Genomic DNA, 24,815 nt, shown 5'->3' on the forward strand with positions numbered 1-24,815 from the left:
TTTGTTGGCGCCGCTTCAGAACTGCCAGTCCAGGCTCAGGCCCACGCCCTGGTTGTTCTCCTTCGACCCCAGTTGGCCGTTGTAGTCGAGGTTGACCCGTGTGGTGTCACTCAGTGCCAGGCTGGCCTTCAAGCCCACCAGCGCGGCGTCGCGCTGAAGCGGTGTGCTGCGCACGGCAAACGAGGGGCCGCCTGCGACGAACGCCAGGTGTTCCTCGGATTCAACCGGCGTGAGGCTGTGCTGCCAGCCGAGCGAGCCGGAGAGTTCCAACTGCTGGCGGTCATTCAGAGGCAGGGTCTTGAGGGCGCGCAGGCCCAGGGTGCCGAGGGTCGCATCGCGGCGATCACTGCCCCGTTGCAGGGCGGCGCCATCGCCTTTCTCATGGAAACTTTCGCTGTCCAGGTGCACATAGGCCAGGTTGGCAAACGGTTCCAGGGCCAGCGCTTGCAGGTCCAAGCGGTAGGCCGCCTCGGTGAACACCTGCAGGCTGCGCGCATCCAGCTTGGCTTTTTGCTTGGCGCTGACGTCAGCGTATTGCAGGTCGCGCTGCACATCGCCGCGATGCCAGCTGTAGGCGCCGCCCACACTCACACGCCAGTTGCCCAGCTCACGCCCGGCGTAGGTGCCCAGGTGATAGCTGTCGACATCGGCCGACGCATGCGTGCCATCGCCCATGTTCAGCGAGCTGTCGCTGTAGCCCGCCATCACACCGACGCGGGTCTGTTCGTCCCATTGGCCATCGACCCCCAGCAGCATGCCGCCGATAGAGCGGGTGTAACCAGCATATTCACTGCTGCTGTCGGCCTTGCCCCAGGCGCCGAGGGCCTTGATCCACAGGTTGCTTTCGCCGGTGGCAGGCACATGGCGCAGGCGCTCACCGACGGCATCGCGCACATGGCGGCTGTCATTGATCAACATCGCGCCGACTGCCGGGTAGATCTCGCCGGACAACTGCTGGAAGGCCTGGCGGGCCACCACACTGGAGTCGGCACTCAGCACGCTTTCATACACCGGGTTGCCGGCCCCCAACTGCTCGGCTGCAGCGGCCACGGCGCGCTGATTGCGGGTCGCCGCGACGCTGGCAAAGCTTGCGTCATTGCGCGCGATAGCCAGTTGCACGCCATTGGCGCTGTAGTCGAGGTTGCCACCGAGGAACAGGTAGTTGGGCAATACCGCACCGAAACTGCCGGTGACCCCACCCGCCGCCTGCAAGATGTTGTACTGGCGACCGATCAGGCTTTGCGCCTCGGGCTGGCTGAGCAAGGTCGGGCTGTTTTCCAGGGCCAGGGTCACGGTGCCGCCGTTGAGGGTGGCCTTGCCGCCCGCGACAATGCGATCACTGCTGGCATTCGACAGCTCCACCGCATAGGTGGACCCGGCGTCGAAGCGCACATCCCCAGTCACATTCAAGGTGCCGATGGAATTGCCCGGCGCAATCACGCTGCCGCTATTGGCCTGCAACGCGCCGATACGCCCGGAGCCGCCCAAGGTCCCGCCATGGTTGACCGTGACCGCCGAGGTCAGCGCACCCTCGACCTTCAACACACCGCCATTGACCGTGGTCGGGCCGCGATAGGTGCTGTCGCCGCTGAGCACCAGGCTACCGGCGCCGGACTTGATCAAACTGCCCTGGTAAATGCGCTGCGCCGCCGCCGCATCCCGGGCCATACCCACTGCGTAGTCGGTCTGTTCCTGCTGGCTGGCGCCGCCCCCCGGACCATTTCCCCAGCCCTTGTCCTGCACGGTCTGTTGCCAAGCCAGGCGCTCGGCACTGTCTTCGGCCTGGCGTTGCAGCAGCGCCTTGTCGGAGATGCCATTGCTCCACACATCGCCCTGCCCGGCCGCCAGATTGACGTCCATGGCACCCAGCAACTGCCCCGGCCCATGCATCGCCCGGCCAAGGTCCGGCACGCCCCAGCCGACCTTGGCGTTCGGCGCGTCGGTCACCGAACCGTCCAGCTGCGTGGCCGTCGTCAGCAACACCTGCAAGGCCTGCTCGTTGTTCAGGTACGGGTAGCGTTCCATCACCAGCGCCAACGCACCAGTGGCGTGGGGTGCCGACATCGAGGTGCCGGACTTGATCCCATAGCCGCCGCCAGGAACGGTGCTGTCGATCAGCGCCCCCGGGGTGGCAATACACCAGTACTTGGCGATGCCGCACTGGTTGTATTTCTGGTTATTGGCCTTGTCCAGGCCGGACACCGCCAGCCAGTGGCCTTCCAGCTGCGGTTCAAAGTAAGGCAAGGCCGAGCGCACGCTGGCGTTGGCATAGCCGCTGTTGCCGGCGCTGAACACATTGATCACCCCGGCGCGGGCCACATCGGCGGCGGCGTCCAGCCAGGTGCCCTGGTTAAAGTGCTGGGCGTAGGCCGCGTGCAGGTCGCCCAGGGTCTGGTAGCTGACATCCTTGGGCTGGCTGCCCCAGCTGTTGTTGATCGCGCGCACCCCGGAATCGACCATGGCGCTGTACACCGCCTTGAAGTACTGGGGGTCGGGCGTCGGGCCAAACAGGAAGCTGTCGTTGGCGTTGGTGTTGCCCACATAAATCTGCGCGTTGTAGGCCACGCCATGCATGCCGCTGCCGTCCCGCGCCGCCCCCATGGTGCCGGTGACGTGGGTGCCGTGGGAGTCGTTGTTGGGGTTCAGGGCGCCGGTGGTGGAAAACGGGCTGCCATCCACATAAGTGCCGCTGGCGGTCACCGGGTGGAAGCGCTCCGGGGAGGCTTGCGGGTGGCTGGCATCAAAGCCCGAGTCCAGCGCACCGATCTTCACCCCGGCACCGCTGATCCCCGCGGCGTAAGCCTGATCGGCCTGCATGCGCCCCAGGCCCCAGTCCCGCTGGTATTCCGTCGAGCGCCAACTGGCGGGGTCGCCCAGCTTGCCGGTCTCCACATAGGGCGCGGCCTGGGCGGTACCCAGGCTGGCCAGGCCACACAGCATGACGCAGTGATAGCTTCGTTGTTTTGCGTTCACCCAGACTTCCTCTTTTTATTGTGTTTATCAGCCTATAGGAGCGGGCGTGCCGGCGATGGCGGGCTCAACGGCCTTATCGCCGGCAAGCCGGCTCCTACAGGGTCAGCGTTGGGCCGGGCCGAAGGCTTCGTCGACCTTGGCCAGGTCGGTGTCGCGCAGGTTGCCCGCGTAGTAGTGCAATTTGGTCCAGGCCATCAAATAGTCGTAACGGGCCTGGGCCAGGTCGCGACGGGTGCTGTACAGCTGCTGTTCGGCGTTGAGGGCATCGAGGTTGACCCGCTCGCCACCCAGAATGCTTTGCTTGGTCGACACCACCAGCGCTTCGGCAGAGGCCAGGGCCTTTTGATAGGCGCGCAGTTTGCTCACCCCCGACAGGCAGGCGCTGAACTGGCGCCGCAGCTCGATCAGGGTCTCGCGGGTCTTGCCCTCCAGCTCATATTCGGCCTGCTCCATGGAGCGGCTGGCCTGGCGGGTGGACGCCGCGACGCCGCCACCGGCATACAACGGCACGCTGACTTCAATGCCGATGGTGTTGGTGTCGTAGCGCTGGTTGTAGGTGTTGCCGCTGTCGGACTCCTGCTGGCGCGAACTGGCGTACGCGGTGATGCGCGGCAGGTGCCCGGCGCGGTTGCGTTCCACCTCATAGCGCGCCACCTCCACGGCCTGGCGCTGGGAGGCCAGGGTCGGGTTGTTGGTCAGCGCCAGTTCGTGCCAGCTGTCGTAGTTGGCCGGGGCCAGGGTGAAGGCGGCAAAGTCGTGGTTCAGTGGCGCCAGGTCGGCAATATCGACGCTCTGTACGCCGAGCAACGCCCCCAGTTCGCGCAGTGACGCATCCTGCTCGTCGAGCGCCTGGATTTCTTCGGCGGTGGCCAGTTCGTAACGGGACTCGGCCTCCAGAATATCGGTACGCGTGCCCTCGCCTTGCTGGAACAGGTGCTGGTTCTGCTGGAACTGTTGCTCGTAGGCCTTCTTTTTGGCCCGGGCGATGTCGATCTGGTCCTGGGCGAACAGTGCCTGGGTGTAATAGGTCAGCACCCGCACCAACAGCGCCTGGCTCTTGTCGCGAAAACTCTCGTCGGCAAACAGCGCCTGGGCCACGCCCTTGCGGTAGTTGGCATAGGCTTCGTAGTCGAACAGCGGCTGTTGCAGGGTGAAGGTCGAGCCGAAACTGTTGTAGTTGCGGTCGTCGTGATAGTGGCCGCCACGGCCATCGGGCAGGTTGGCCTGGGAGTTGTTGCGGCCCTTGTTGTAGTTGTACGACAGCCTAGGCAACAGGCCGGCGCGGCCGATGGTGCGGTTTTCCAGGCCGGCGTCACGCTCCTTGATTGCACCGAGGAACACCGGATCGTTGCGCAGCGCCTGTTCATACACATCGAACGGGCCCATGGCGGCCTGGGCGCTGCTGCACGCCATAAGCAAGGCGATGAACACTGGTTTCATGCTCATTCCTCGGTCAACGCCGAGCCGGCACGGTCGAGCAGCGGCTTGAACAGGTAGTTGAGCAGCGAGCGCTCGCCGGTGCGCACAAACATCTCGGCGGGCATGCCGGGCTTGATCACCAGGCCCTGGAGTTTTTCCAGGGCGACATCGCTGACCGTGGTGCGCAGCACGTAATACGGCGCACCGGTTTTTTCGTCGAGCAACTGGTCGGCGGAGATCAGGCTCACCTCCCCCGGCACCCGGGGTGTACGGCTCTGGTTGAAGGCGGTGAATAGGATATCGACCGGCAGATGGCTGCCGACCTTGTCCACCAGGTTCACCGGCAGGCGCCCTTCCACTTCCAGGCGCGTGTCCTGGGGCACGATTTCCAGCAGGGTCTCCCCGGCCCGCACCACCGCACCGATGGTATGCACGCCGAGATTGACCGCAATGCCATCGGCCGGCGCGTTGATTTCACTGTGTTGCAGGTCAAAGCCAGCAGAGGTCAGTTGCTGCTCCAGGGTCAGGCTGCGCAGTTGCGCGTCGGCCAACTGGCTGCGGACCTCCTTCTGGTACTCCTCGCTGTGCTGTTGCAACTTGAGGCGCGATTCGAGGATGCCCTGCTCCAGGCGCCCGCTTTCGCCGCTGTTCTGCGCCAGGTCCTGCTGCACCTGGGACAGTTGGCGCTGGTACTCCAGCAGGCGGTTGCGCGGGATATAGCCGTTGTCGGCCAGGGGTTGCAGGTTGGCCAGTTGATCACGCAGAGATTGCGCCTGGGCGCTGAGGTCGGTGCGGGCGCGGCGCATGCCGTTGAGCTGGGCGCTGGCGCCTTCGATATTGGCGCGAATCCCGGATTGCTCGCGGGCAAAGGCGTCGCGCCGGCTGCTGAACAGCTGGCGCTGGCCTTCGAGCACCAACGCCAGCGCAGGATCGGGGGCGCTACTCAGTTCAGCCGGAAAGGCCACCGCCGGCAAGCTGTCGCGCTCGCTCTGCCAACGGGCGACGCTGGCCCAGGCCATGCGGTATTGGGCTTGCAGGGAATGCACGTCGGCCTGGCTTTGGGTCGGGTCGAGGCGAAACAACGGCTGGCCCTGTTTGACCACCTCGCCTTCGCGCACCAGGATCCGGCTGACCACGCCGGGGCTCATGGTTTGCACGGCCTTGCGCTTGCCGGACACCACCACCGTGCCCTGCACCGGGATCCCCTGGTCCAGCGGCGCGAGGCTGGCCCAGAGGAAGAATCCGCCGGCGCCAACCACCGTCATCACCCAGCCCAGGCGGGAGAAAAAGCGCGCATCGCGCTCGGGAAAGGTCTGCTCGAGTGGCAGGCTGTTATCGGTATTCATTGGCCTGGATTCCTTGCCGCAGGATATTGACGGTTCAAGCTGACGCCGGCCTTTTCACGGGGTGGCTCCGCTTGCCCGGACAGCGCCCGCAGCACCTCCTGGCTGGGGCCAAACGCTTGCAGGCGGCCGTCGTTGAGTACCAACAGCTTGTCGGCCTGGGCCAGGGCCGAGGAGCGGTGGGTCACCAGGATCACGCTGCTGCCCTGGGCTTTCATCTGCATGATGGCGCTGGCCAGGGCGGCCTCGCCCACGGTGTCGAGGTTGGAGTTGGGTTCGTCGAGCACGATCAGGCGCGGCCCGCCATACAGCGCGCGGGCCAGGGCCACCCGTTGTTTCTGCCCACCGGACAGGCCGCTGCCGTCGTCGCCCAACACCGTGTCGTAGCCCTGGGGCAAACGCAGGATCAGGTCATGCACCCCGGCTTGCTGCGCGGCTTGCACCACCCACTCGGGGTCAGCCTGGCGAAAGCGCGCGATGTTGTCGGCGATGCTGCCGCTGAACAGCTCGATGTCCTGGGGCAGGTAGCCGACATGGGGCCCGAGGTCGTCGCGGTCCCAGCGATGGATATCGGCGCCGTCCAGGCGCACCGTGCCCGCCAGGGTCGGCCACACGCCCACCAGTACTCGCGCCAACGTCGACTTGCCGGACCCGGAGGCCCCCAACACGCCCAGCACTTCACCGGCCGCGAGGTTGAAGCTGACCTGATGCAACGTCGCCACCCGCCGCCCCGGCGGCCCGGCAGTGACCTGCTCGAAACTCACTTGGCCCTTGGGCGCCGGCAACGCCATGGCCTGCGCCCCGGGCGGGAACTCCTGCAACAGCTCATCGAGGCGTTGATAGGCCAGCTTGGCCGAACTCCATTGCTTCCACACCGCGATCAACTGGTCGATCGGGCTCAACACCCGGCCCATCAGGATAGTGCCGGCAATCATCATCCCGGCGGTCATCTGGCCCTTGATCACCAGCAACGCACCCAGCCCCAACACCAACGACTGCAGGAGCAGGCGCAGGGATTTGCTCAGGGAGCTGATCACCGAACCGGTGTCGCTGGCCCGGTTTTGCAGGCCGAGGAATTGCGAATGCACCTGGAACCAGCGACTGCGCAGCGCCCCCAGCATGCCCATGGCCTGGATGGTCTCGGCGTTGTGCAAGTGGCTGGTGGCCAATTGGGTGGACTGCTGCGAGTAGCCGCTGGCTTCGCGCAAGGGTTTTTTGGTCAGGTATTCGTTCAGGCATGCCAGGGCGATCAACAGCACGGCGCCGGCCGTGGCCAACACCCCCAGCCACACGTTGAACAAAAAGATCACCAGCAAATAGATCGGGAACCACGGCGCATCGAAGAACGCAAACAACGCCGGCCCGGTGAGGAACTGGCGGATATGGGTCAAATCCCCGAGCGATTGCCCAGCATGGCCTTCGCCCCGTTGCAGGTTGCGCTCGAAGGCGGCCTTGTATACCTGCAAGTTGAAGCGGCGCTCCAATTGGCTGCCGATGCGGATCACGATAAAGCTGCGCACCACTTCCAGGGTGCCGATAAAAGCAAAGAAACCTACGACCATCAGGGTCAACATCACCAAGGTGGTTTCGTTCTGCGATGACAGGACCCGGTCATACACTTGCAGCATGTAAATGGACGGCACCAGCATCAACAGATTGATCAGCGCGGTGAAGCAACCGACGCTGATCAGGATACTTTTATAATCGCCGAGGGCTTTAAACAGTGGTGCAGTGGGAGTGGTCTTCGCCATGTTGCCTGATCTTCCCTGGGCTGGAATACGCGCGATAGTCTGCCGGGCGCCCCAATGGATGGGGCGGGCAACTATTTCAATAGTGTTTAATGCGCTGGAAGTGACAGGTGGATATAGGTCACGACCAACAAACAGCTCTATACCTGGTAGTTATAAGCATATAACCGTAATAGTTAATTATTGTGTGCGTTGCAGTAACAGCTCTAATCCCGAAGCAGAACGCGCGGTATATTCGCCTTCTTTCTGCCGATTCAAATGAGTAATACCGGTGCCCTCGGCATTCATTAGCCAGATGCCATCCGGGGTGGGCAGCCACGTCAGAGGTTTTTGCCCCAGCCACTGTTGCGCGCACTCAATATCACCCGCCAGGCTATTGGGCTGGGCGATCAGATCCAGCTCGCACACCTGCTCCTGCTGGTGTAGTTGCCAGTGCCCAGCCAGTTGCGCGGTGCTGGGTAAAACAAGACTGCTTGCCATTGCGTTGGCTCCTGCCGACACGAGCAATGCCGGGATCACCCAGGCGATTGCATTGCGAAAAATAGTCATCACCATTACCCGTTTACGGGACTGTTGCAAGGAAAGAGCGGCGCCGGGGCGCCGCCCTTCGTTACGCCTTGATCAAGCCACGATGTCGCTATAGGCCGCCTGGCCCACGGTGGTGACGAGGAAATCCGCCACCCCGTGCCCGGAGAAGTCCACCGCCAACGTGCCCAGGTTGGTACCCGAGGCGTAGGTCAGCACGGCATCGCCGGCAGCGCCGGTAAAGGCGTTGACGAAATGCAGGCCGCTGCCCTTGGTGATGCCGGTCAGGTCGATCTTGTCCGAACCTGAGGTGAAGTCGAGGATCTGGTCCGCCGCACCTGGCCGGGAGTCAGAGCTGGCACCGAACACAAAGGTGTCCGAACCCGCGCCGCCCCACAGTTTGTCGGCACCGCCACCGCCGTAGATCAGGTCATTGCCGGCACCACCCTTGAGGGTGTTGGCCACTGCGTTGCCGATCAGCAGGTCGTTGCCCGAGCCACCGAAGGCGTTTTCCACGGTCACGCCCTGGGCGATCGACACGTTACCCACCAGGCCGCCCACGTCGGAGAACGAAGTCTCGTTGAGGTTGATTTTCTGGTTCTGGGTAAAGCCGGAGAAGTCCAGGGTGTCGTTGCCACCGCCATCCCACACCGAGAACACCAGCTTGTCGGCATTGGACGTGGCGCTGAGGTGATCACGCCCGGTGTTGGAGTTGAAGCCGTAGGTGGTGTCACCGGCACGGGTGTTGAAGTTGGCGCCGTAGAGCTTCTGGATCGCCGCGATATCGTCGATCAGTGGGCCGGACGCATAAGCCTCGACCCCGCCTTTGGTGAAGTTCTGGTTGGTGTTGTTTTCACCCCAGTAGCTCATGACGCTGTAGCCACGGGTGTCCTGGCCGTAGTCCGCGTCCTTGTAGGACGGGTTGCCGGTCCCGGCGTTGTAGTCGCCAGGGTGATCCAGGCCCAGGGTATGGCCGATCTCGTGGGTCAGGGTCTGGCGCCCGTAGTTGTTCAGGCCAGGGTTGATGTTGGCGGTGTAGCTGTTGTTGATCAGGTACCACGAGGTGCCATCCGTGCCGCTCGTGTGGTACTTCTCATTGGTGCCGGGCAGGTAGGCAAAGGCCGCGGCGCCGTCCTGGCCTGCGCTGTAGTTGCCGAAGGTCATGTGGAAGTCGCCGCCCGAGGCTTTCTCGGTGAAGGTGACATTGGCCACATCGGCCCAGGATTGCATGGCCAGTACGGCCTGGCCTTTTTGCAGGTTGCTGAACTGGCTGAACCCGGAGATACCATGCTTGTTCATGGTCGCCGAGGAAGCCTGGGTCAGGAAGGTGTAGGTCAGATCGATCCTGCCGTTGCCGTCAACGTCCCGGTATGCCGCGTTTTCGCGCAGCAAATGGTCGGCTGCCTGGTCGACAGAGAACGAAGGTTTGCCATTGACCGTGAGGTTGCCGCCACGGTCATACAAATGGCTAAAGCTATCGATTTGTGAATAGGCACTACTTGCTTGAGCTGCCGAGACAATAGCTTTGTCTTTTACTTTCGACATAAACGTACTTCCTTGTTTGCAAGTGGAACAGTTTTTGTCCGATATGACGCTCTCGGGCGAGATCGTCCTATCACTCGCCTCTTATGAAGGCGAAAGAAAACTGACACAATTCGAAATCACACGTCCAGTGATTTTTTTGTTGGAAAAGTTCATGGACGGAATAACGGCTGCAAACATTGGGAATTAAGTGTTTATATTCTTTGTTTTGGGGCGAGTGACGGAGAATCGGCTATTTAAATATTAAATAGTGCTAAATAATTAAATGCCAGACGGGTCACACTTATTGCGTAATGGATCCAATATATTGATTGGGCGGCACTTTAAAAGTGCCACCGTGTCATTCGCAAATATTAAATAGCCACTGTTTTATTATTGACAGCCAGCGCCGGCAAGCCGGCACCTACAAAGTGATAGCGGCCTCAGGCTTACCCACGCCAGCCCGTCTGGCGCAGTGCCTCCAGCAGCGTCTGCCCATCCAGCCCCGGCACCAGCACGCCATCGGCGGTGGTCATGTCTTCCCCGGCGAGGATCGCGTTGATGATCGCCTCTTCCACCGCCTCGGCCGCGGCGCTGAACAAGGGCGAAATATGATCGTTATTGACCATGCTCAAGGTTGTGCTCAGGGGCAAGTCCTTGCGCCCGTAATCTGCCGGCGGCAGGTGGTGATTGCCGGTGGCAAACGCCAGGAACAGATCGCCACTGGAGTCCTCGGTGCCGCCGCCGGTGCGGGCAATGCCGATGGATGCGCGTTGCGCCAGGCGCTGGCACTGGTGCGGCAGCAACGGTGCATCGGTGGCGATAATCACCACGATCGAGCCCATGCCCGGAGTGCCCCGGTCGGCAAACGGCGAGGCAATGTCCATCAGGTGGCGCCCCACCGGATAGCCATCCACCCGCAGCTCCTGGCGCTTGCCGTGGTTGGCCTGCACCAGCACGCCAACGGTCCAGCCGCCCTGCTCCACCGCCAGCTTGCGCGAGGCGCTGCCGATGCCGCCCTTGAACTCATGGCAGATCATCCCGGTGCCGCCGCCCACGGCGCCCTCTTGCACCGGGCCGGACTCCGCGCTCGCCATGGCTTGCAGCACATGTTCGGGGCCGATGTGCTGGCCCCAGATATCGTTGAGCAGGCCGTCGTAGGTTTCCATCACCACTGGCATGCACCAGTACACCGCCGGGTCCGCCAGGCTGTCGCGCTCCAGGGCAATCAGGGTGTCGCGCACAATGCCGATACTGTGGGTGTTGGTGATCGCCAGGGGCGTCGTCAGCAGCCCGGCTTCGCCGATCCACTCAAGGCCCGTGGCGTCGCCGTTGCCATTGAGCACGTGGTACCCGGCAAAACACGGTTGTAGCCGCGCCGCACCGGCCCGCGGCTGGATCAATGTGACCCCGGTGCGCACCTGCTTGCCGTCGATCTGCTCCTTGAGCGTGCTGTGGCCGACCCGAACCCCGGGGACGTCGGTAATCGCATTCAATTCGCCGGGCGTGCCCAACCCCAACGTAATGCCCAATTGACGTGCGCGCATAACCACTCCTTACAGTTTCTGAAACGCCGGACTCGACCGGCCGCTGATGCAATAGAGGATCACCGACATTGCCAACAGGCCGATGATAATCATGATGTCGCGCATGGAGGCCGCGATAAACAAGGTAAACAACAGATAACCCGCGCCCGCCACGGCCAGCAACGCCGGCACCGGCCACAGGGGCATGCGGTACGGGTGCTCGCGGTCGCGCAACAGCACCCGGCTCATCAGCGCGCTCAGGGCCACGATCAGGTACACCAGCATGATCAACAACACACTGAAGGACGTCAGGTCTGCCAGGTTGGAGCTGAAGCTGAGCAGTGCCGAAGGTATCGCCAGGAACAGCGTGGCCAGCCATGGCGAATCCCAGCGCGGGTGGATGCGGGTGAACAGTTTGTTGATGGTCGGCGTCCACAGCGCATCGCGACCACTGCTGAACACCACCCGGCCGATCTGAATCACGATGGCGACGATGGCGTTGAACACCGAGAGGAAGATCCCGGCGCTGACCAGGCGTGACAGGGTTTCATTGCCATGGCTGGTCAGCAGGTAGCCGATCGGGTCCGGGCTGCTGATCATCTCGCTCAGGGAGGGCGCGCCGATCAACAGCGCGGTGATCGGCACCAACTCGATCACCACCACCAGGCCCAGGGACCACAGGACCGCCTTGTGCACGCCCTTGCCGCCGCATTTCATGTCTTCGGCCAGCAGCACCGCCGGGCCGTAGCCGTTGAACGAGAACAGACCGATGCCCACCGCGCCGATCACCAGCGCCCAGGGCGCCAGGTGCAGCACGCCGTTTTCGACGATCTGCGGTTGGAACAGCACACTGGCCGGCTGCACCGGGTTGCCGAAGCCAATAAATACGATCACCAGCAACGCCGCTACTTCCAGCAGCAGGCAGGTGCCGGTGATCCAGGCGTTGAGCTTGATATTGAGAATGCCCAGGGCGTAACTGCACACCACAATCACCAGGGCCACGGTTTGTGAATCGAATGTCGTGCCCAGGGCGTTGTTGAGGTAGGTCGCCGCGCCGGTGGCCAGCACCGGCGGGATAAACAACAGCATCACCAGCACTGTCAGGAAGGTCGCGTAGCCGGCCATGCCGCCGAACACGCGCTTGGCATACACATACTCGCCACCGGCACTGTTATGGGCGCGCCCAAGCTCCGCGTAGCAAAAGGCGAACATCAGCGCCAGCAGCCCAGCCATCACAAACGCCAGGAACACCCCGCTGCCGGCTTGCTGGATCGCAAACGGTGCAATCACAAATACGGAACTGGCCGGAGTTACCGCCGAAACGGTAATGGCCACCACATCGAACACACTCAAGGTAGGTTTCAGCACGCCATCGGGTGCGGGGGTTGCGCTCATGTCGTTATCCTCATGGTTATTCTTTTTATTGGAAAGCTGGTTGAGGCAGAAACGAAAAAGGGAAAGCGGGTGCGGGATATGTTTCCCGCTGAATGCCAGGGAATCTAGGCGCTGTGCCGGCGCCCGCCAATTCCCCTATTGGAGTACTCCCCTTGACGGGCTCGTGCAAAAGCCGAACCCTTGGCCGATCTTTCAGCCATCGGAACCCATCACATGAGCCTGTTCAGGGAAATCGGCATGCATGCGGGCCTGGGTCGCACCGTGTCGCAAATTGGCACCGAGCGTTTCTGGAAGCAACTGGTGTTGCTGCTGCACCAGAACCTGGCCTTCGATAACGCCCTGGCGATCTTCTACCCGATGGATGGGCCGCCCCAGGCGCTGGAGGAATACGACGCGCAGCCCACCAGCAAGCCGGCGTCGATGCTGGTGTACCTCAATGGCTTGTACTTGCTCGACCCGTTCTTCCAGGCCTGCCGCGAAGGTTACGCCAGTGGCGTGTATCGCCTCGAAGAGGTGGCACCGGACCATTTCCGCCAGAGTGAGTACTTCCTCAATTACTTTCACGACAACGTGCTGGAGGATGAGGTGCAATTCATCCTGCAACTGCCCGGGGTGGGCACCTTGTCGTTGTCGTTGGGGATGCAGCGCGTGTTTACCGCCACGGAAACCGGGCTACTGACACTGCTGGCGGCGTGGGTGCTGCCCTTGATGCAGCAACATTGGCAGCAGAGCACCCAGCGCGCACCGGCCGGCGCGGCCATGGCCAGCCAGATCCGCGATGCGTTGAGCCATTTTGGCAGTGGGGTGTTGTCCGAGCGCGAACTGGAAATCGCCCGCCTGGTATTGCGCGGGTTCTCGTCCAAGGCCATGGCCGAACGCCTGAGCATCTCGCCGGACACGGTCAAGGTGCATCGCCGGCACCTCTACGCCAAGCTGGATATCTCGTCGCAGCCGGAGCTGTTTTCGTTGTTTATCCAGTCGTTGGGGCATGACCTGGATAACCCATAGGGAGGCCATGTATCGACTGGTCCACCGCTATCGCAGCGATGCGGCGACCCGACAAGCCAGCTCCCACAGTTGGTGTGTGGTATGTGCAAAGTCCTGTGCCCAACCGAGATCTCGTGTAGGAGCGGGCTTGCCCGCGATGGCGGTGGGTCATGTAAGGATGTGTTGACTGGCCTACCGCTATCGCAGCGATGCGGCGACCCGACAAGCCAGCTCCTACAGTTGGTATGTGGTATGTGCAAAGTCCTGTGCCCAACCGAGATCCCCTGTAGGAGCGGGCTTGCCCGCGAAGGCGGTAGATCAGTCACAGGTATCTAGCGCCCGGTACGGATGGTGTTCCAGATCCGCGTACGAATGCGGTCGATCTTCATCGGCATGGCTTCAAGGGCGAATAGCTTGCCCATCATTTCTTCGCTCGGGTACACCTTGGTGTCGCTCTTGATCACCGGGTCTACCAGGCTGTCGGCGGCGCTGTTGCCGTTGGCGTAGTGTACGAAGTTGGTGATGTCGGCCATCACGTCCGGGCGCAGCAGGTAGTTCATGAAGGCATAACCGGCCTTTTCATCCGGGGCGTCGGCGGGCATGGCGACCATGTCGAACCAGATCGCAGCGCCTTCCTTGGGAATGTTGTAGCCAATCTTCACGCCATTCTTGGCTTCCTTGGCGCGGCTTTCGGCCTGCAGCACGTCACCCGAGAAGCCAACCGCCACGCAGATGTCGCCGTTGGCCAGGTCGCCGGTGTATTTCGAGGAGTGGAAGTAGGCAATGTACGGCCGCACCTTGATCAGCAGCGCCTCGGCTTTTTTATAGTCCTCGGGGTTCTTGCTGTGATGGGGCAAGCCCAGGTAGTTCAGGGCGATCGGCAGCAGTTCCGGGCCGTTGTCGAGGATCGCCACCCCGCATTTGCTGAGTTTTTCCATGTATTGGGGCTTGAAGATCAAGTCCCAGGAGTCGACCGGCGCATCCTCGCCCAACACAGCCTTGACCTTGTCGATGTTGTAGCCGATGCCGGTGCTGCCCCACAGGTACGGGAAGCCATGCTCATTGCCCGGGTCGTTGGTTTGCAGGGCCTTGAGCAGCACCGGGTTGAGGTTTTTCCAGTTCGGCAACTGGCTCTTGTCGAGCTTTTTCAGGGCCCCGCCCTGGATCTGCCGGGCCATGAAGTGGTTGGACGGGAACACCACGTCATAGCCCGAGTTGCCGGTCATCAACTTGCCGTCCAGGGTCTCGTTGCTGTCGTACACGTCATAGCTGAAACCGATCCCGGTTTCCTTCTGGAAGTTCTTGGTGGTGTCCGGCGCGATGTAGCTCGACCAGTTGTAGATTTTCACCGTTTCGGCGGCCTGGGTCAGGGAGGCCACTAACATCAAGGGCAACAGGGCAATGGGTCTCATGGTTCGATTTCCTGGCGGTTATAGGGCTGTTTTTATGGCAGGCGATCAAGGATCAAAAGATTAGAGGATCAACACATAGGTCTTGCGCACGGTCTCCTGGATATCCCAGATCCCCGTGCTGTTGGCCGGCAACATCAGTGCATCGCCGGCTTCGATATGCAGGGTTTCGCCGTCATCGGGGGTGAACGTGCAGCGACCCTGGATAAAGTGGCAGAACTCCTGCGCCACGATCTGGCGCCGCCAGCGGCCCGGGGTGCATTCCCAGATGCCGGTTTCGACGCCATCGTTGCGTTCCACGCTGAGGGTGGAGGCCACGGCGACCGGGGTGCCCAGGGGCACGGCGACCGGACTTGAGTCCGGCAGGTGGCGGTTTAGTGTGTCTTTGAACTGGGTAATGCTCATGGTCATACCTGTGGTGAATGAAGCGACTTAGTGCATGAAACCTTCCATGAAGCCGGCCATCCCGCTGGCCAGCTTGCGCCGCCAGGGCGCGGTGTTCGGGTCGGCGAGGGTCTGGTCCTCATGGACAAAGCTGCGGATGATGGCGTTGTAGCCCAGCCAGCGGCATGGCTCCGGCTCCCAGCCCTTGAGCGCCGTCAGGCCGCCATCACGCAGCACCCACGGCTGCCGGACCAGCGGCGTGTCACGCCCCAGGATCAGGTCGGCCAGGGTCCGCCCGCCCAGGTTGCTGGCGCCCACGCCCTCCCCGCCATACCCGCCGGACAAGGCGATGCCGCTCTGCTGGTCGCACAGCATGTGCGGCCGAAAGCGCCGCGACATACCGAGGTTGCCGCCCCAGGAGTGGGTCACGCGCACGTGCTTGAGTTGCGGGAACAGCTCGCAGAACAGGTAGCGGCGCAGTTCCACTTCGCTGTCGGTGAGGTCGAAGTTGTGGCGCAGCTTGCCGGCAAACTGATAGCCGCCGCGGGCACCGAATACCAAGCGGTTATCGGCGGTGCGCTGGCCGTAAGTGACCTGGCGGCTGCTTTCACCAAAGGCCTGGCCCTGGTTCAGGCCGATTTCTTCCCAGGTACTGGCCGGCAGCGGTTCGGTCGCCACGATCAGGCTCTGCACCGGCAGTTGATAGCGCCCCAGGGGCTTGAGCGTCGGCGCATAGCCTTCTACCGCCGGCACCACCCACGAGGCCCGGACCTGGGCTTTGTCGGTGCGCAGGCTGCCGGACTGCCAATGGGTGACCGGGCTGTTCTCGTAGATCGCCACGCCCATGGCCTCGACCACCCGCGCCAACCCGCGCACCAGCTTGGCTGGGTGGATCGTCGCCACGTGGGGCGTGTAGACCGCGCCATAGGCCGAGGCAATGCGGATCTGCCCGGCCAGTTGCTCGGGGCTGAGCCAGCGGTAGTCATCGTCGGTCAGGCCTTGGCCGTGGAGCTTGGCCAGGTATTCGCGCAGGCTGGCTTCCTGCTCGGGGTAACGGGCGGCGCAGTGCAGGGCCCCGCCCTTACGGTAGTCGCAGTCGATGCCTTCGCGCTGCAACACCTGCCCGACTTCATCGGGGATGCCGTGCAGCAGATCAAACGAGGCCCGGCGCTGCTCGGCAGGCAACCCCGCCAGCAAGCGGTCTTCGCCCAGGAGGTTGCCCATCAGCCAACCGCCGTTGCGCCCGGAGGCTCCGAAGCCCGCGGTCTGTGCCTCGACGATCACCACCTTGAGCTGCGGTGCATGGCGCTTGAGGTAATAAGCGGTCCACAACCCGGTGTAGCCGGCGCCAATAATGGCCACATCGACATCCAGGTCCTGCCCGAGGGACGCACGCGCCTCCAGCGGCTCTTGCAGCTGGTCCATCCATAAACTGATCTTGCGCCATGCCGGCATACTGAAACTCCACCACCAAACGTCGATGGCGTGATCCTAGTGCCTGGCTTCAGTCGTCGTCTTGCGCGCGTGCACGCAGGGAAATTTGTTTGACGTAGGCCTTGGGCGACAGGCCCGTGTGCTGGCGGAAACAGCTGTAGAACGCCGACAACGAGTTGAAACCGGCGGCAAATGCCAGTTCATCGATGCGGATCGGCGGCGTGGCGCCATCCAGTGCCGCCAGTAAATGTTGCAGGCGGGCCTGGTTGACGTAGCGGTAGAAGCTCTGCCCCAGCACCTGGTTGAGCAGGTAGGAAATCTGGTTGCGGCTGTAGCCACATTCCTTGGCCACCCGTTGCAGGTCCAGTTCGGGGTCGAGATAGGGTTGCTGGCGCTGGAAGTACTGCTGCAAATCGTTGGCCAGGTAGCTCAGTTGCTGGGGCGACAGGCCCAGGCGGCTGACGGTCGGCCGTGTGGCCTGGGACTGGGAACGGCTGGTGGCGGGCTCGTGCACCAGGGACGCGTATTCGTTGACGCGCCAGATCAGCCCGTCGCGCACGGTGATCGCCTCACTGGTGCGAAACGACACCAGGCCCTGGCCACCGCGCAAGGTCACGCGATACTGGATAAATGCGGTATCGCCGTCGGTGCGGATGCGATCGGTGTGCTCAATCGCCTCGTCGGGGTCGCGCGGCATGCTGGCTTGCAGGTACTCACGCAACTGGTCGAAGCACACTACGCGGTTCTGGAAGAAGTCGTGGTACTGGATATCCGGGTGATAGTGCGACATTACCCCGTCCAGGTCGCGGTGCTTCCAGCACAAGTGATGGCGCAATACCACGTCGGCAGTCGCTTGGGTCTGTTGCGGGCAATCGGCCGGGACGGTCTGTGGCATACAACACTCGAAAACGGCTAAAGCCTGGAGCTTGCACAACTTTACCGGGTGCTTCAATGGCCAAGTGACAGTTTTAAGTAATGGCCTTTTGCCTAAGCATTTGTAAGACATGACCCACGTCAAACTTCTCGCAAGGAAGCGCCGAACGGACAGAAAAAACCCCGGTACTTATTGCCAGTGAGTGCTATTTTTTAAGCTTCACCGTCAGGACTATTGATGGACCTGACGCCCTTGCCGCGAGCTAAAGGAAGTGCTCAATGAACAAGGTTGGCAACATGAACAAAGTGACGTTCCCCAATGCATGCCAGTTGATGCGCTGGCACTTTCACCCGGTTGGCTTTGAAGGCAGCATGGACGCGCCTGGCAGCATGATCGCGCGATTGTTTGACCGAGAGAGTGGCGAAACCCTGATTGCCATCGCCGGCATTCCTTGCGCCACGGTGATGAACGCCACGGATGTGGAGCGGATTATCGAGGCAATCGAGGCTGAGCTGGACTCGTTTGTGCGCCCGCAACTGCGGCAGGCCTGAACTGCGTAGGGGCTGCTTCGCTTCGCGAGGCAGCCCCTACAGGGATCTAACGGCGGCGGTCATCGAAGAACGCCTTGCTCCCCACCACCCGATCCGACGCCTTCGGCGCATTCGTGCCCTGGCCATCCTGCCCTTCGACATACCAATAGCAATGGCTCACCGCCCGGGTAATCCCGACATAGGCCAGGCGCAGCACCTCGTCTTTTTGCGCATTGTCGTAGGGCTCGGCATCACCGTCCTTGCCCAGGCCCGCCATGCGGTACACCTGGTTCTTGTACGGCGAGCGGGTCAGGTGCTGGCAATCGCCGAGCAGAAACACCGCATCCGCCTGTAGGCCCTTGGCGCTGTGGTAGGTCAGTTGCTTGAGGCGGCGCATGGCGGGCGGCAAGCTAGAATCAAGATTAACTACAGATTGAATATGCTCTTGAATCAATAGCTTATCGCTACTTTTTCGATACAACATCAATACTGATTCGCCACGCTGATAGTGCGCCAACAACTGCTGGGCCAAGGCTGCCTCGTCGCGATCAAGCACCTGTACCGGCACCAATGCCCGATCTACGCCGCTGGCCTTGGCCTTTTTGCCGCTGATCGCCGGTGCGGCTTTAACGATGTGTTCGGCAGCATCGATGATGTGCTGGTGACTACGAAAGTTCTCCCCGAGCATCACCCTAGTGGTGGCCGGTGAAGGGAACTCCTTGTTGAACTCCATGAAGTATTTGGGCGAGCTGCCGCGCCAGCCATAGATCGACTGCCAATCATCCCCCACGCAGAGCAGCGAGGAATGCTGGGCACCGCGCCCCACATGCATCGCCGGCCCACGACTGCGGATCTCGCGCAGGCTGGCGCGGATCCACGAGACGATCTGCGGCGAGACATCCTGGAATTCATCGATCATCAAGTGCGACAGCGGCCGCAACAGCCCATCGTTGAGCAACTTGAGGTTTTCCGGGGTGTTCTCGCCAAACAGCGAAAACATGCGGTTATAGGTCATGATCGGCGGCGACTGGTCCAGCAGGTGATCTTCCAGGGCCTTCCAGAAAATACCCAGGGCCTCGAAGAAGCCGCGATCCGGGTCATCCTTGGCAAAGCTCATCTGGCCCACAGCCGTGGGCACGTCCAGGCCGAGGTTTTCGATAAACCCGGCGGCGGTGACGAAACAATCCAGCAGCGGCGCCGAAGCCAGTTCACCCTTGACCTTGTAATCAAACCCCGGCCCCGAGGTGGTATCTGCGGCCAGGCTGCTCAACAGGCGCCTGGATGACTCGTAGCTATCTATCCATATCAATGGCTTACGACAGAAAGCTTGAAACAAGGTGCGCTTGACCGCCCATTCCGCGCGTACCGACAGCTTGGCCCCGGGGCGGGCAATCTGCGGGTTTTCCCGGGAGTCGAAACCCAGCACCACCCAGGCATCCAGTTCGGCGCAGTAGCCATGGCAATGGAACGACGCACCATTGATTTCAACGCTCTGGCGGTTTGGCTCGATGCCCTGGATCGGCCATGCGCCGGCGCGCAACCACAGGTCCTCGATCACATCGCACAGCTCTTCGTCGCGCTTGGCTGCCAACTCGGTAACCGCCACGCGCTTTTGTACATCCGGGTGGTCGCGCTCCAGCTCCTTGAGCTGCAGGGCGTGGCGGGCCATGGGCGTCATCAGCTCGCGAAAGCGCGCATGCCGGCCATGGAGCCCGTGATAACAGGCGTTGAGTTGCTGGCGTTGGGCATCGTTGATGCGCAGGTCGAAGGGGTTGCTATCGGCCTCCTCGTCGTAAGTGCCGTAGTGCAGGTTCTCGAACGCCTGCAACCGCTCTAAGCCCGGCAGGCTGCGGACCATGGGCAGGATGCGCGAGTGAAAGGTGCGCACCACAGCCTGGGCTTCTTTCAAACCAAGGGGTTGGCCCCACAGCTGGAGAATCTGCATGAGCTTGTTGATGAAGTCCTTGCGCGATTCACGGGTGAAGGTCACCACGGTCATGGAGCTCAGCTCAAAGCCCAGGTAATGCGTCAGCAGCAGGATCCGCAGGACCAGCGACGTGGACTTGCCGGCACCGGCACCGGCAATCACCGAAGTGGATGGGGTGTCGCTGAAGATCATCTTCCACTGCGCTGCGCTGGGCTGCGCATGGGCCGGTAGCAGGCGCGCCACATCGGCCTTGATACGTTTTTTCAGCTCCGCGGTCAGTGGCAGGCGCCAATCGTCGAATAGGCTGTCGTCGACACCCGGGACGCGATGCTCATCGCTGCGATAATCACGGATCAACAGGACCTGGCGCCCTTCCTCGATGCCATCGCGCCTGCCCTCCTGGTAGCCATACTCCACGCCCGCCTCATGCCCGCTGCGAAAACCGTCGGCCTGGCCATGCAGCCACGAAAAACGATGCTGGGCCCGCAGGCGCGTCAAACCATGGCCAAACAGCCGGGCAGCCAGGCGCTTGAATAGCGGCATTTGCGCCAGCGGGCGCAGTTCGGGGGGCAGATCGGGAGTGTGTTGCGGCACGCGGACTCCTGCGGGGGCTTGAGCGGACAGAAACGCTATGGTCGCCGGAAACCTCCGCCAGTTCCAGCCAATTGCTTTGGCTTCATGTGGTTAGGCGATGAAGTGAAGATCGGGTCGAGTTCTCGCGACTACAAACCAATCGAATAATTTGATTGAAATAAGGCATTTTTTACGCTTTTTATCGATGATGCCCTGATAGAAGATAGGCCCATCAACAGGAGACGATCATGCTTGAACTTCGACCTTTTACCTCCCTGGGCGGTGCCAATCACGGTTGGCTGGATGCCCATCACCACTTTTCATTCGCTGAGTACCATGACCCTAAGCGTATGCACTGGGGCAACCTGCGGGTGTGGAACGACGACATCATCGCACCCGGTACCGGTTTCCCCCAGCATCCGCACCGGGATATGGAAATCATCACCTATGTACGTGAAGGTGCCATCAGCCACGCGGACAACCTGGGCAACAAAGGCCGCACCGAGGCTGGCGACGTACAGGTAATGAGCGCTGGCACCGGGATAGCCCACAGTGAATACAACCTGGAAGCCACGGCAACCAAGATTTTCCAGATCTGGATCATTCCCAATGAAGCGGGTTTGCCCCCTTCCTGGGGTGCCAAGCCGTTTCCCAAGGGCGAGCGCGAAGGCTTCGTGACCTTGGCCAGTGGCAAGCACGGCGACAATCAAAGCCTACGGATCCGTGCCGACGCGCGCCTGGTGGCGGCCAACCTGAAGGCCGGGGAAAGTGCCGAGTATCACCTGGATGCAGGACGCCGGGCGTATCTGGTGCCGGCCACTGGGGTGATCGATGTGAATGGCTTGCGAGCGCAGGCGCGGGACGGCGTTGCGGTAGAGGATGAACGCGTGCTGCGAGTGACCGCGCTCGAAGACAGCGAAGTAGTGCTGGTGGACCTGGCCTGATCCCAAGCCTGGCACTAAACACACTGTGGGAGCGGGCTTGCCCGCGATGGCGTTGGGTCAGTCACCGATTCATTGACTGATCCACCGCCATCGCGGGCACGCCCGCTCCCACATTTTTTACAACTGTGTGTCAGTTCGGGGTGATGGCGCCGTCCACCAACACCTGCGCCTCTTCCACCAGGCGCTTGAGGTGATCTTCGCCAATGAAACTCTCGGCATAGATCTTGTAGATATCCTCGGTGCCCGATGGCCGTGCGGCAAACCAGCCGTTTTCGGTCATGACTTTCAACCCGCCAATCGCCTGGTCGTTACCCGGCGCATGGCTGAGGATCTGCTGGATGCTTTCCCCGGCCAACTGCGTGGACGTGACCTGCGCCGGCGCCAGCTTGCCCAGTAGCGCCTTCTGCGCCGGCGTGGCCTTGGCATCCACACGAATGGCGAAGGGTTCGCCCAGGGCGTCGGTCAGGCCACGGTAGATCTGGCTTGGGTCCTGGCCTTTGCGCGAGGTCATTTCCGCGGCCAGCAAGGCCGGGATCAAGCCATCCTTGTCCGTGCTCCAGACAGTGCCATCCTTACGCAAAAACGAAGCCCCCGCGCTTTCTTCGCCGCCAAAGCCCAGCGAGCCTTCGAACAGGCCATCGGCAAACCACTTGAAGCCCACCGGCACTTCGTACAGGCGCCGGCCAATGCGCGCGGCCACGCGGTCGATCAAGCCACTGCTGACCACGGTCTTGCCGACGGCAGCATCAGCACGCCACTGGGGACGGTTCTGGAACAGGTAGTCGATGGACACGGCCAGGTAGTTGTTCGGCGCCAACAGCCCGCCCGACGGGGTAACGATGCCGTGACGGTCGTGGTCCGGGTCGCAGGCAAATGCCACGTCGAAGCGGTCCTTGAGGCCGATCAGGCCTTGCATCGCATAGCTGGAGGATGGGTCCATGCGAATCTGGCCGTCCCAATCCACGCTCATGAAGCGGAAAGTCGGGTCGACTTCGGTGTTCACCACCTCCAGGTTCAAACGGTAGTGCTCGGCGATGGCCGACCAGTAGCGCACCCCGGCTCCGCCCAGCGGATCCACGCCCAGGCGCAGATCGGCACTGCGGATGGCGTCCATGTCGATCACATTGATCAGGTCGGCCACGTAGGTGTTGAGGTAGTCATGGCGGTGGGTGGTGTCGGCTTTCAACGCTTGCGCGTGGGTAATGCGCTTGACCCCGGCCAGTTTGGCCACCAGCAGCTCGTTGGCCTTGGCCTCGATCCACTTGGTGACATGGGTATCGGCCGGGCCACCGTTGGGCGGGTTGTACTTATAGCCGCCGCTCTGGGGCGGGTTGTGGGACGGGGTGATGACAATGCCATCCGCCAGCCCGCTGGTGCGGCCACGGTTGTAGCAGATGATGGCGTGGGAAATCGCCGGGGTGGGTGTGTATTCATCGCCCTCGGCGAGCATTACATGCACGCCGTTGGCCGCCAGTACTTCCAGCGCACTGGCGCCCGCCGGGGTGGACAGCGCATGGGTGTCGAGGCCGACAAACAGCGGGCCATTGATACCTTGCGCCTCGCGGTACAGGCAAATGGCCTGACTGATGGCGAGCACGTGCCATTCGTTGAAGCTCAAGTCAAAAGAGCTGCCACGGTGCCCGGAGGTACCAAATGCCACGCGCTGAGTGGAGATTGCTGCATCGGGCTGGCCGGTGTAATAGGCCGTTACCAGTCGCGGGATGTCCACCAGCAATTGAGCCGGTGCCGGTTTGCCCGCAAAAGGACTGAGAGTCATGCAAAAACCTCTGAAAAGAAGGATTCGGAAAAGGAATGCAGTTTACTGGGAGTTCGACCGCCATGCGACGGTATCTATCCCACAATAATTAGGGATATTTCCCGCAACACCAAATCATCCATTCTGCCCCTGCTTGAGTGCCCGCGCCAACTCTTCCAGGACCAGGTCCAGGCTATGGTGGGAGCTGAACACATGACTCAAACGAAAGTGCTGCTGGTACAGGCCACTGACACTGAACAACTCGCCAGGGGCGATCACCACCTGGCGCGCCAGCATGTTCTGGAATACCCGGCGCATATCCACAGCCTCGGTCGAGCGCAACCAATAGGTGGCGCCTGCCTGGGGCTGGCGGTATGTCACGCGCTCGCCCAGATGCTGCTCCAGACGCTTGTGCATCGCTGCCGCGTGTTCCTTGAGCAGTGCGCGCAGCTCCAGCAAGTGCTGGTCCAGGCGGCCATTGTGGTCCAGCCGGGCAATCGCCCGCTGGCGAATGGACGACAAACGAAACGCGCGCAACAGGAACTGGCGCTGCAATTGCGTGCTCATGTGCCGCGACAGCAGGTAACCATAGGGCGCTTCCGGGCCCATGAGTTTCTCGAAGGTAGAAAACACCATCAACCGCTCAGGATTCACCAGGTCCCGCAAGTAGCCGGCGCACGCCTCGAATTCCAAGCCGCCATGGATGTCGTTCTCCAGCAGCCAACAGCCATGTTGCTCCAGCAACCCTGCCAGTTGCGCCTGCTCGGCCAGGGTCAAGGCTTTGCCGGTGGCCAGGCCGGGGGTCGAGGATAACAATGCCAGTTGCACGCCCTCGCTACGCAACTGCTGCTCCAGATACGCAAGGTCCAGCCGTCCCTGCTCGTTGCACGGCCACTCGATCACCCGCACTTCGGCGTCTTGCAGCAGCCGCAGCACGAGCCAGTCACACGGCGACTCCACCAGCACCGCCGCCCCTTTGAGGGCCAGGACTTCGATCAGGATGGCCAGCACGCCCCGCAGGTCAGCGCCGATATAGACGTCATCCGCCTGCCAGCATCGTGTAGGCGAACGGGTGTAGCGCGCCGCCAAAGCCGCACGCAGCTCCCAGATACCACAGGGCTGGGAATAGGGCTGCAACTGGCGCGGGTACTGGCGCACCAGCTCACGCTCCAATTGCAGCAATGGGCCGTCCAAGGACAGCAGCTGCGCCGGCTCATCGGCACTGAGCACCAACATCCCCGGCCTGCGCGCCCCGGCATACAGGCGCTCGAGCAAATCACCGGCGGTGCAGCACGGGGTGGTGCTGGCAATGGGCAAGGCGTAGTAACCGGACTTGGCCACCGAGTACACCCTGCCCTCCTTTTCCAGCAGCGAATAAGCGTATTGAATGGTGGAAATCGACACGCTCAAACGCTCGGCCAGGTGTCGCAACGACGGCAGCTTGACCCTCGCCTCACCGCCCACTTCATTGATCAGGTTGATCATGTAGCGATACACGGCCTGATAGGCGAAGTCTGCCTGCTTGTCCTCACTCATGACGTTTTCTG

Annotated in this window: 18 protein-coding genes; 3 read left to right on the forward strand and 15 right to left on the reverse strand. The window is 62.1% G+C overall.

Annotated features, from left to right (window positions below):
• Window positions 1-15 precede the first annotated feature (15 nt).
• The 8 genes from eprS to HBO12_RS03325 form a co-directional block, all read right to left on the reverse strand.
• The gene (eprS, locus tag HBO12_RS03290; RefSeq protein ID WP_170041621.1) at window positions 16-2,940 is read right to left on the reverse strand and encodes an autotransporter serine peptidase EprS; all 2,925 of its coding nucleotides are present in this window, start codon (window positions 2,938-2,940) and stop codon (window positions 16-18) included.
• Window positions 2,941-3,075: 135 nt separating this feature from the next.
• Complete coding sequence (locus HBO12_RS03295; protein WP_169951577.1) at window positions 3,076-4,413, reverse strand: TolC family outer membrane protein; 1,338 nt, start codon at window positions 4,411-4,413, stop codon at window positions 3,076-3,078.
• Window positions 4,414-4,415: 2 nt separating this feature from the next.
• Window positions 4,416-5,738 carry an HlyD family type I secretion periplasmic adaptor subunit gene (locus tag HBO12_RS03300; protein WP_170041430.1) on the reverse strand — a complete coding sequence of 441 codons (1,323 nt, stop codon included), beginning with the start codon at window positions 5,736-5,738 and terminating at the stop codon, window positions 4,416-4,418.
• Window positions 5,735-7,486 (reverse strand): type I secretion system permease/ATPase, encoded by a 1,752-nt coding sequence (locus HBO12_RS03305; RefSeq protein WP_170041431.1) that lies wholly within the window; start codon window positions 7,484-7,486, stop codon window positions 5,735-5,737. The genes HBO12_RS03300 and HBO12_RS03305 overlap by 4 nt, the downstream gene beginning before the upstream one ends.
• 177 nt (window positions 7,487-7,663) lie before the next feature.
• Complete coding sequence (locus tag HBO12_RS03310; RefSeq protein WP_407073405.1) at window positions 7,664-8,032, reverse strand: AprI/Inh family metalloprotease inhibitor; 369 nt, start codon at window positions 8,030-8,032, stop codon at window positions 7,664-7,666.
• A gap of 72 nt (window positions 8,033-8,104) precedes the next feature.
• On the reverse strand, window positions 8,105-9,553 hold the full coding sequence (locus HBO12_RS03315; protein WP_169951568.1) for a serralysin family metalloprotease: 1,449 nt from the start codon (window positions 9,551-9,553) through the stop codon (window positions 8,105-8,107).
• A 425-nt stretch (window positions 9,554-9,978) separates the two neighbouring features.
• The gene (locus HBO12_RS03320; RefSeq protein ID WP_170041432.1) at window positions 9,979-11,076 is read right to left on the reverse strand and encodes a DmpA family aminopeptidase; all 1,098 of its coding nucleotides are present in this window, start codon (window positions 11,074-11,076) and stop codon (window positions 9,979-9,981) included.
• A 9-nt stretch (window positions 11,077-11,085) separates the two neighbouring features.
• Window positions 11,086-12,450: an APC family permease gene (locus HBO12_RS03325; protein WP_170041433.1), complete on the reverse strand. Its 1,365-nt coding sequence runs from the start codon at window positions 12,448-12,450 to the stop codon at window positions 11,086-11,088.
• A 213-nt stretch (window positions 12,451-12,663) separates the two neighbouring features.
• On the opposite strand from HBO12_RS03325, the gene HBO12_RS03330 reads away from it, so the two are divergent.
• A complete protein-coding gene (locus HBO12_RS03330; protein ID WP_169951562.1) occupies window positions 12,664-13,458 on the forward strand; it encodes a helix-turn-helix transcriptional regulator in 795 nt (264 codons plus the stop codon).
• 311 nt (window positions 13,459-13,769) lie between these two features.
• On the opposite strand, the gene HBO12_RS03335 is transcribed toward HBO12_RS03330, so the two are convergent.
• The 4 genes from HBO12_RS03335 to HBO12_RS03350 are packed head-to-tail and all read right to left on the reverse strand — an operon-like array spanning window position 13,770 to window position 17,559.
• A complete protein-coding gene (locus HBO12_RS03335; protein ID WP_169951560.1) occupies window positions 13,770-14,849 on the reverse strand; it encodes a polyamine ABC transporter substrate-binding protein in 1,080 nt (359 codons plus the stop codon).
• A 60-nt stretch (window positions 14,850-14,909) separates the two neighbouring features.
• Window positions 14,910-15,251: a cupin domain-containing protein gene (locus HBO12_RS03340; RefSeq protein WP_169951558.1), complete on the reverse strand. Its 342-nt coding sequence runs from the start codon at window positions 15,249-15,251 to the stop codon at window positions 14,910-14,912.
• A 27-nt stretch (window positions 15,252-15,278) separates the two neighbouring features.
• A complete protein-coding gene (locus tag HBO12_RS03345; protein ID WP_170041434.1) occupies window positions 15,279-16,685 on the reverse strand; it encodes an NAD(P)/FAD-dependent oxidoreductase in 1,407 nt (468 codons plus the stop codon).
• A gap of 49 nt (window positions 16,686-16,734) precedes the next feature.
• Window positions 16,735-17,559, reverse strand: coding sequence for a helix-turn-helix domain-containing protein (locus HBO12_RS03350; protein WP_170041435.1), 825 nt, complete (start codon window positions 17,557-17,559; stop codon window positions 16,735-16,737).
• Window positions 17,560-17,816: 257 nt separating this feature from the next.
• Here HBO12_RS03350 and HBO12_RS03355 point away from each other — a divergent pair, with 257 nt between their 5' ends.
• Complete coding sequence (locus tag HBO12_RS03355; protein WP_169951551.1) at window positions 17,817-18,089, forward strand: DUF1652 domain-containing protein; 273 nt, start codon at window positions 17,817-17,819, stop codon at window positions 18,087-18,089.
• 46 nt (window positions 18,090-18,135) lie between these two features.
• Here HBO12_RS03355 and HBO12_RS03360 read toward each other — a convergent pair whose 3' ends face one another.
• Window positions 18,136-20,589 carry a UvrD-helicase domain-containing protein gene (locus HBO12_RS03360; RefSeq protein WP_170041436.1) on the reverse strand — a complete coding sequence of 818 codons (2,454 nt, stop codon included), beginning with the start codon at window positions 20,587-20,589 and terminating at the stop codon, window positions 18,136-18,138.
• A 227-nt stretch (window positions 20,590-20,816) separates the two neighbouring features.
• Between HBO12_RS03360 and HBO12_RS03365 the strand changes: the two genes are divergently transcribed.
• The gene (locus HBO12_RS03365; RefSeq protein ID WP_170041437.1) at window positions 20,817-21,512 is read left to right on the forward strand and encodes a pirin family protein; all 696 of its coding nucleotides are present in this window, start codon (window positions 20,817-20,819) and stop codon (window positions 21,510-21,512) included.
• 130 nt (window positions 21,513-21,642) lie between these two features.
• Here the strand turns inward: HBO12_RS03365 and pgm are convergent, their stop codons facing one another.
• Window positions 21,643-23,289, reverse strand: coding sequence for a phosphoglucomutase (alpha-D-glucose-1,6-bisphosphate-dependent) (gene pgm, locus HBO12_RS03370; protein ID WP_170041438.1), 1,647 nt, complete (start codon window positions 23,287-23,289; stop codon window positions 21,643-21,645).
• A gap of 114 nt (window positions 23,290-23,403) precedes the next feature.
• Window positions 23,404-24,804, reverse strand: a complete 1,401-nt coding sequence (locus tag HBO12_RS03375) for an aminotransferase-like domain-containing protein (protein WP_170041439.1) — start codon at window positions 24,802-24,804, stop codon at window positions 23,404-23,406.
• Window positions 24,805-24,815 lie beyond the last annotated feature (11 nt).

Origin of the sequence: Pseudomonas sp. WS 5059 (genome assembly GCF_012985525.1) — a bacterium.
Lineage (GTDB): Bacteria > Pseudomonadota > Gammaproteobacteria > Pseudomonadales > Pseudomonadaceae > Aquipseudomonas.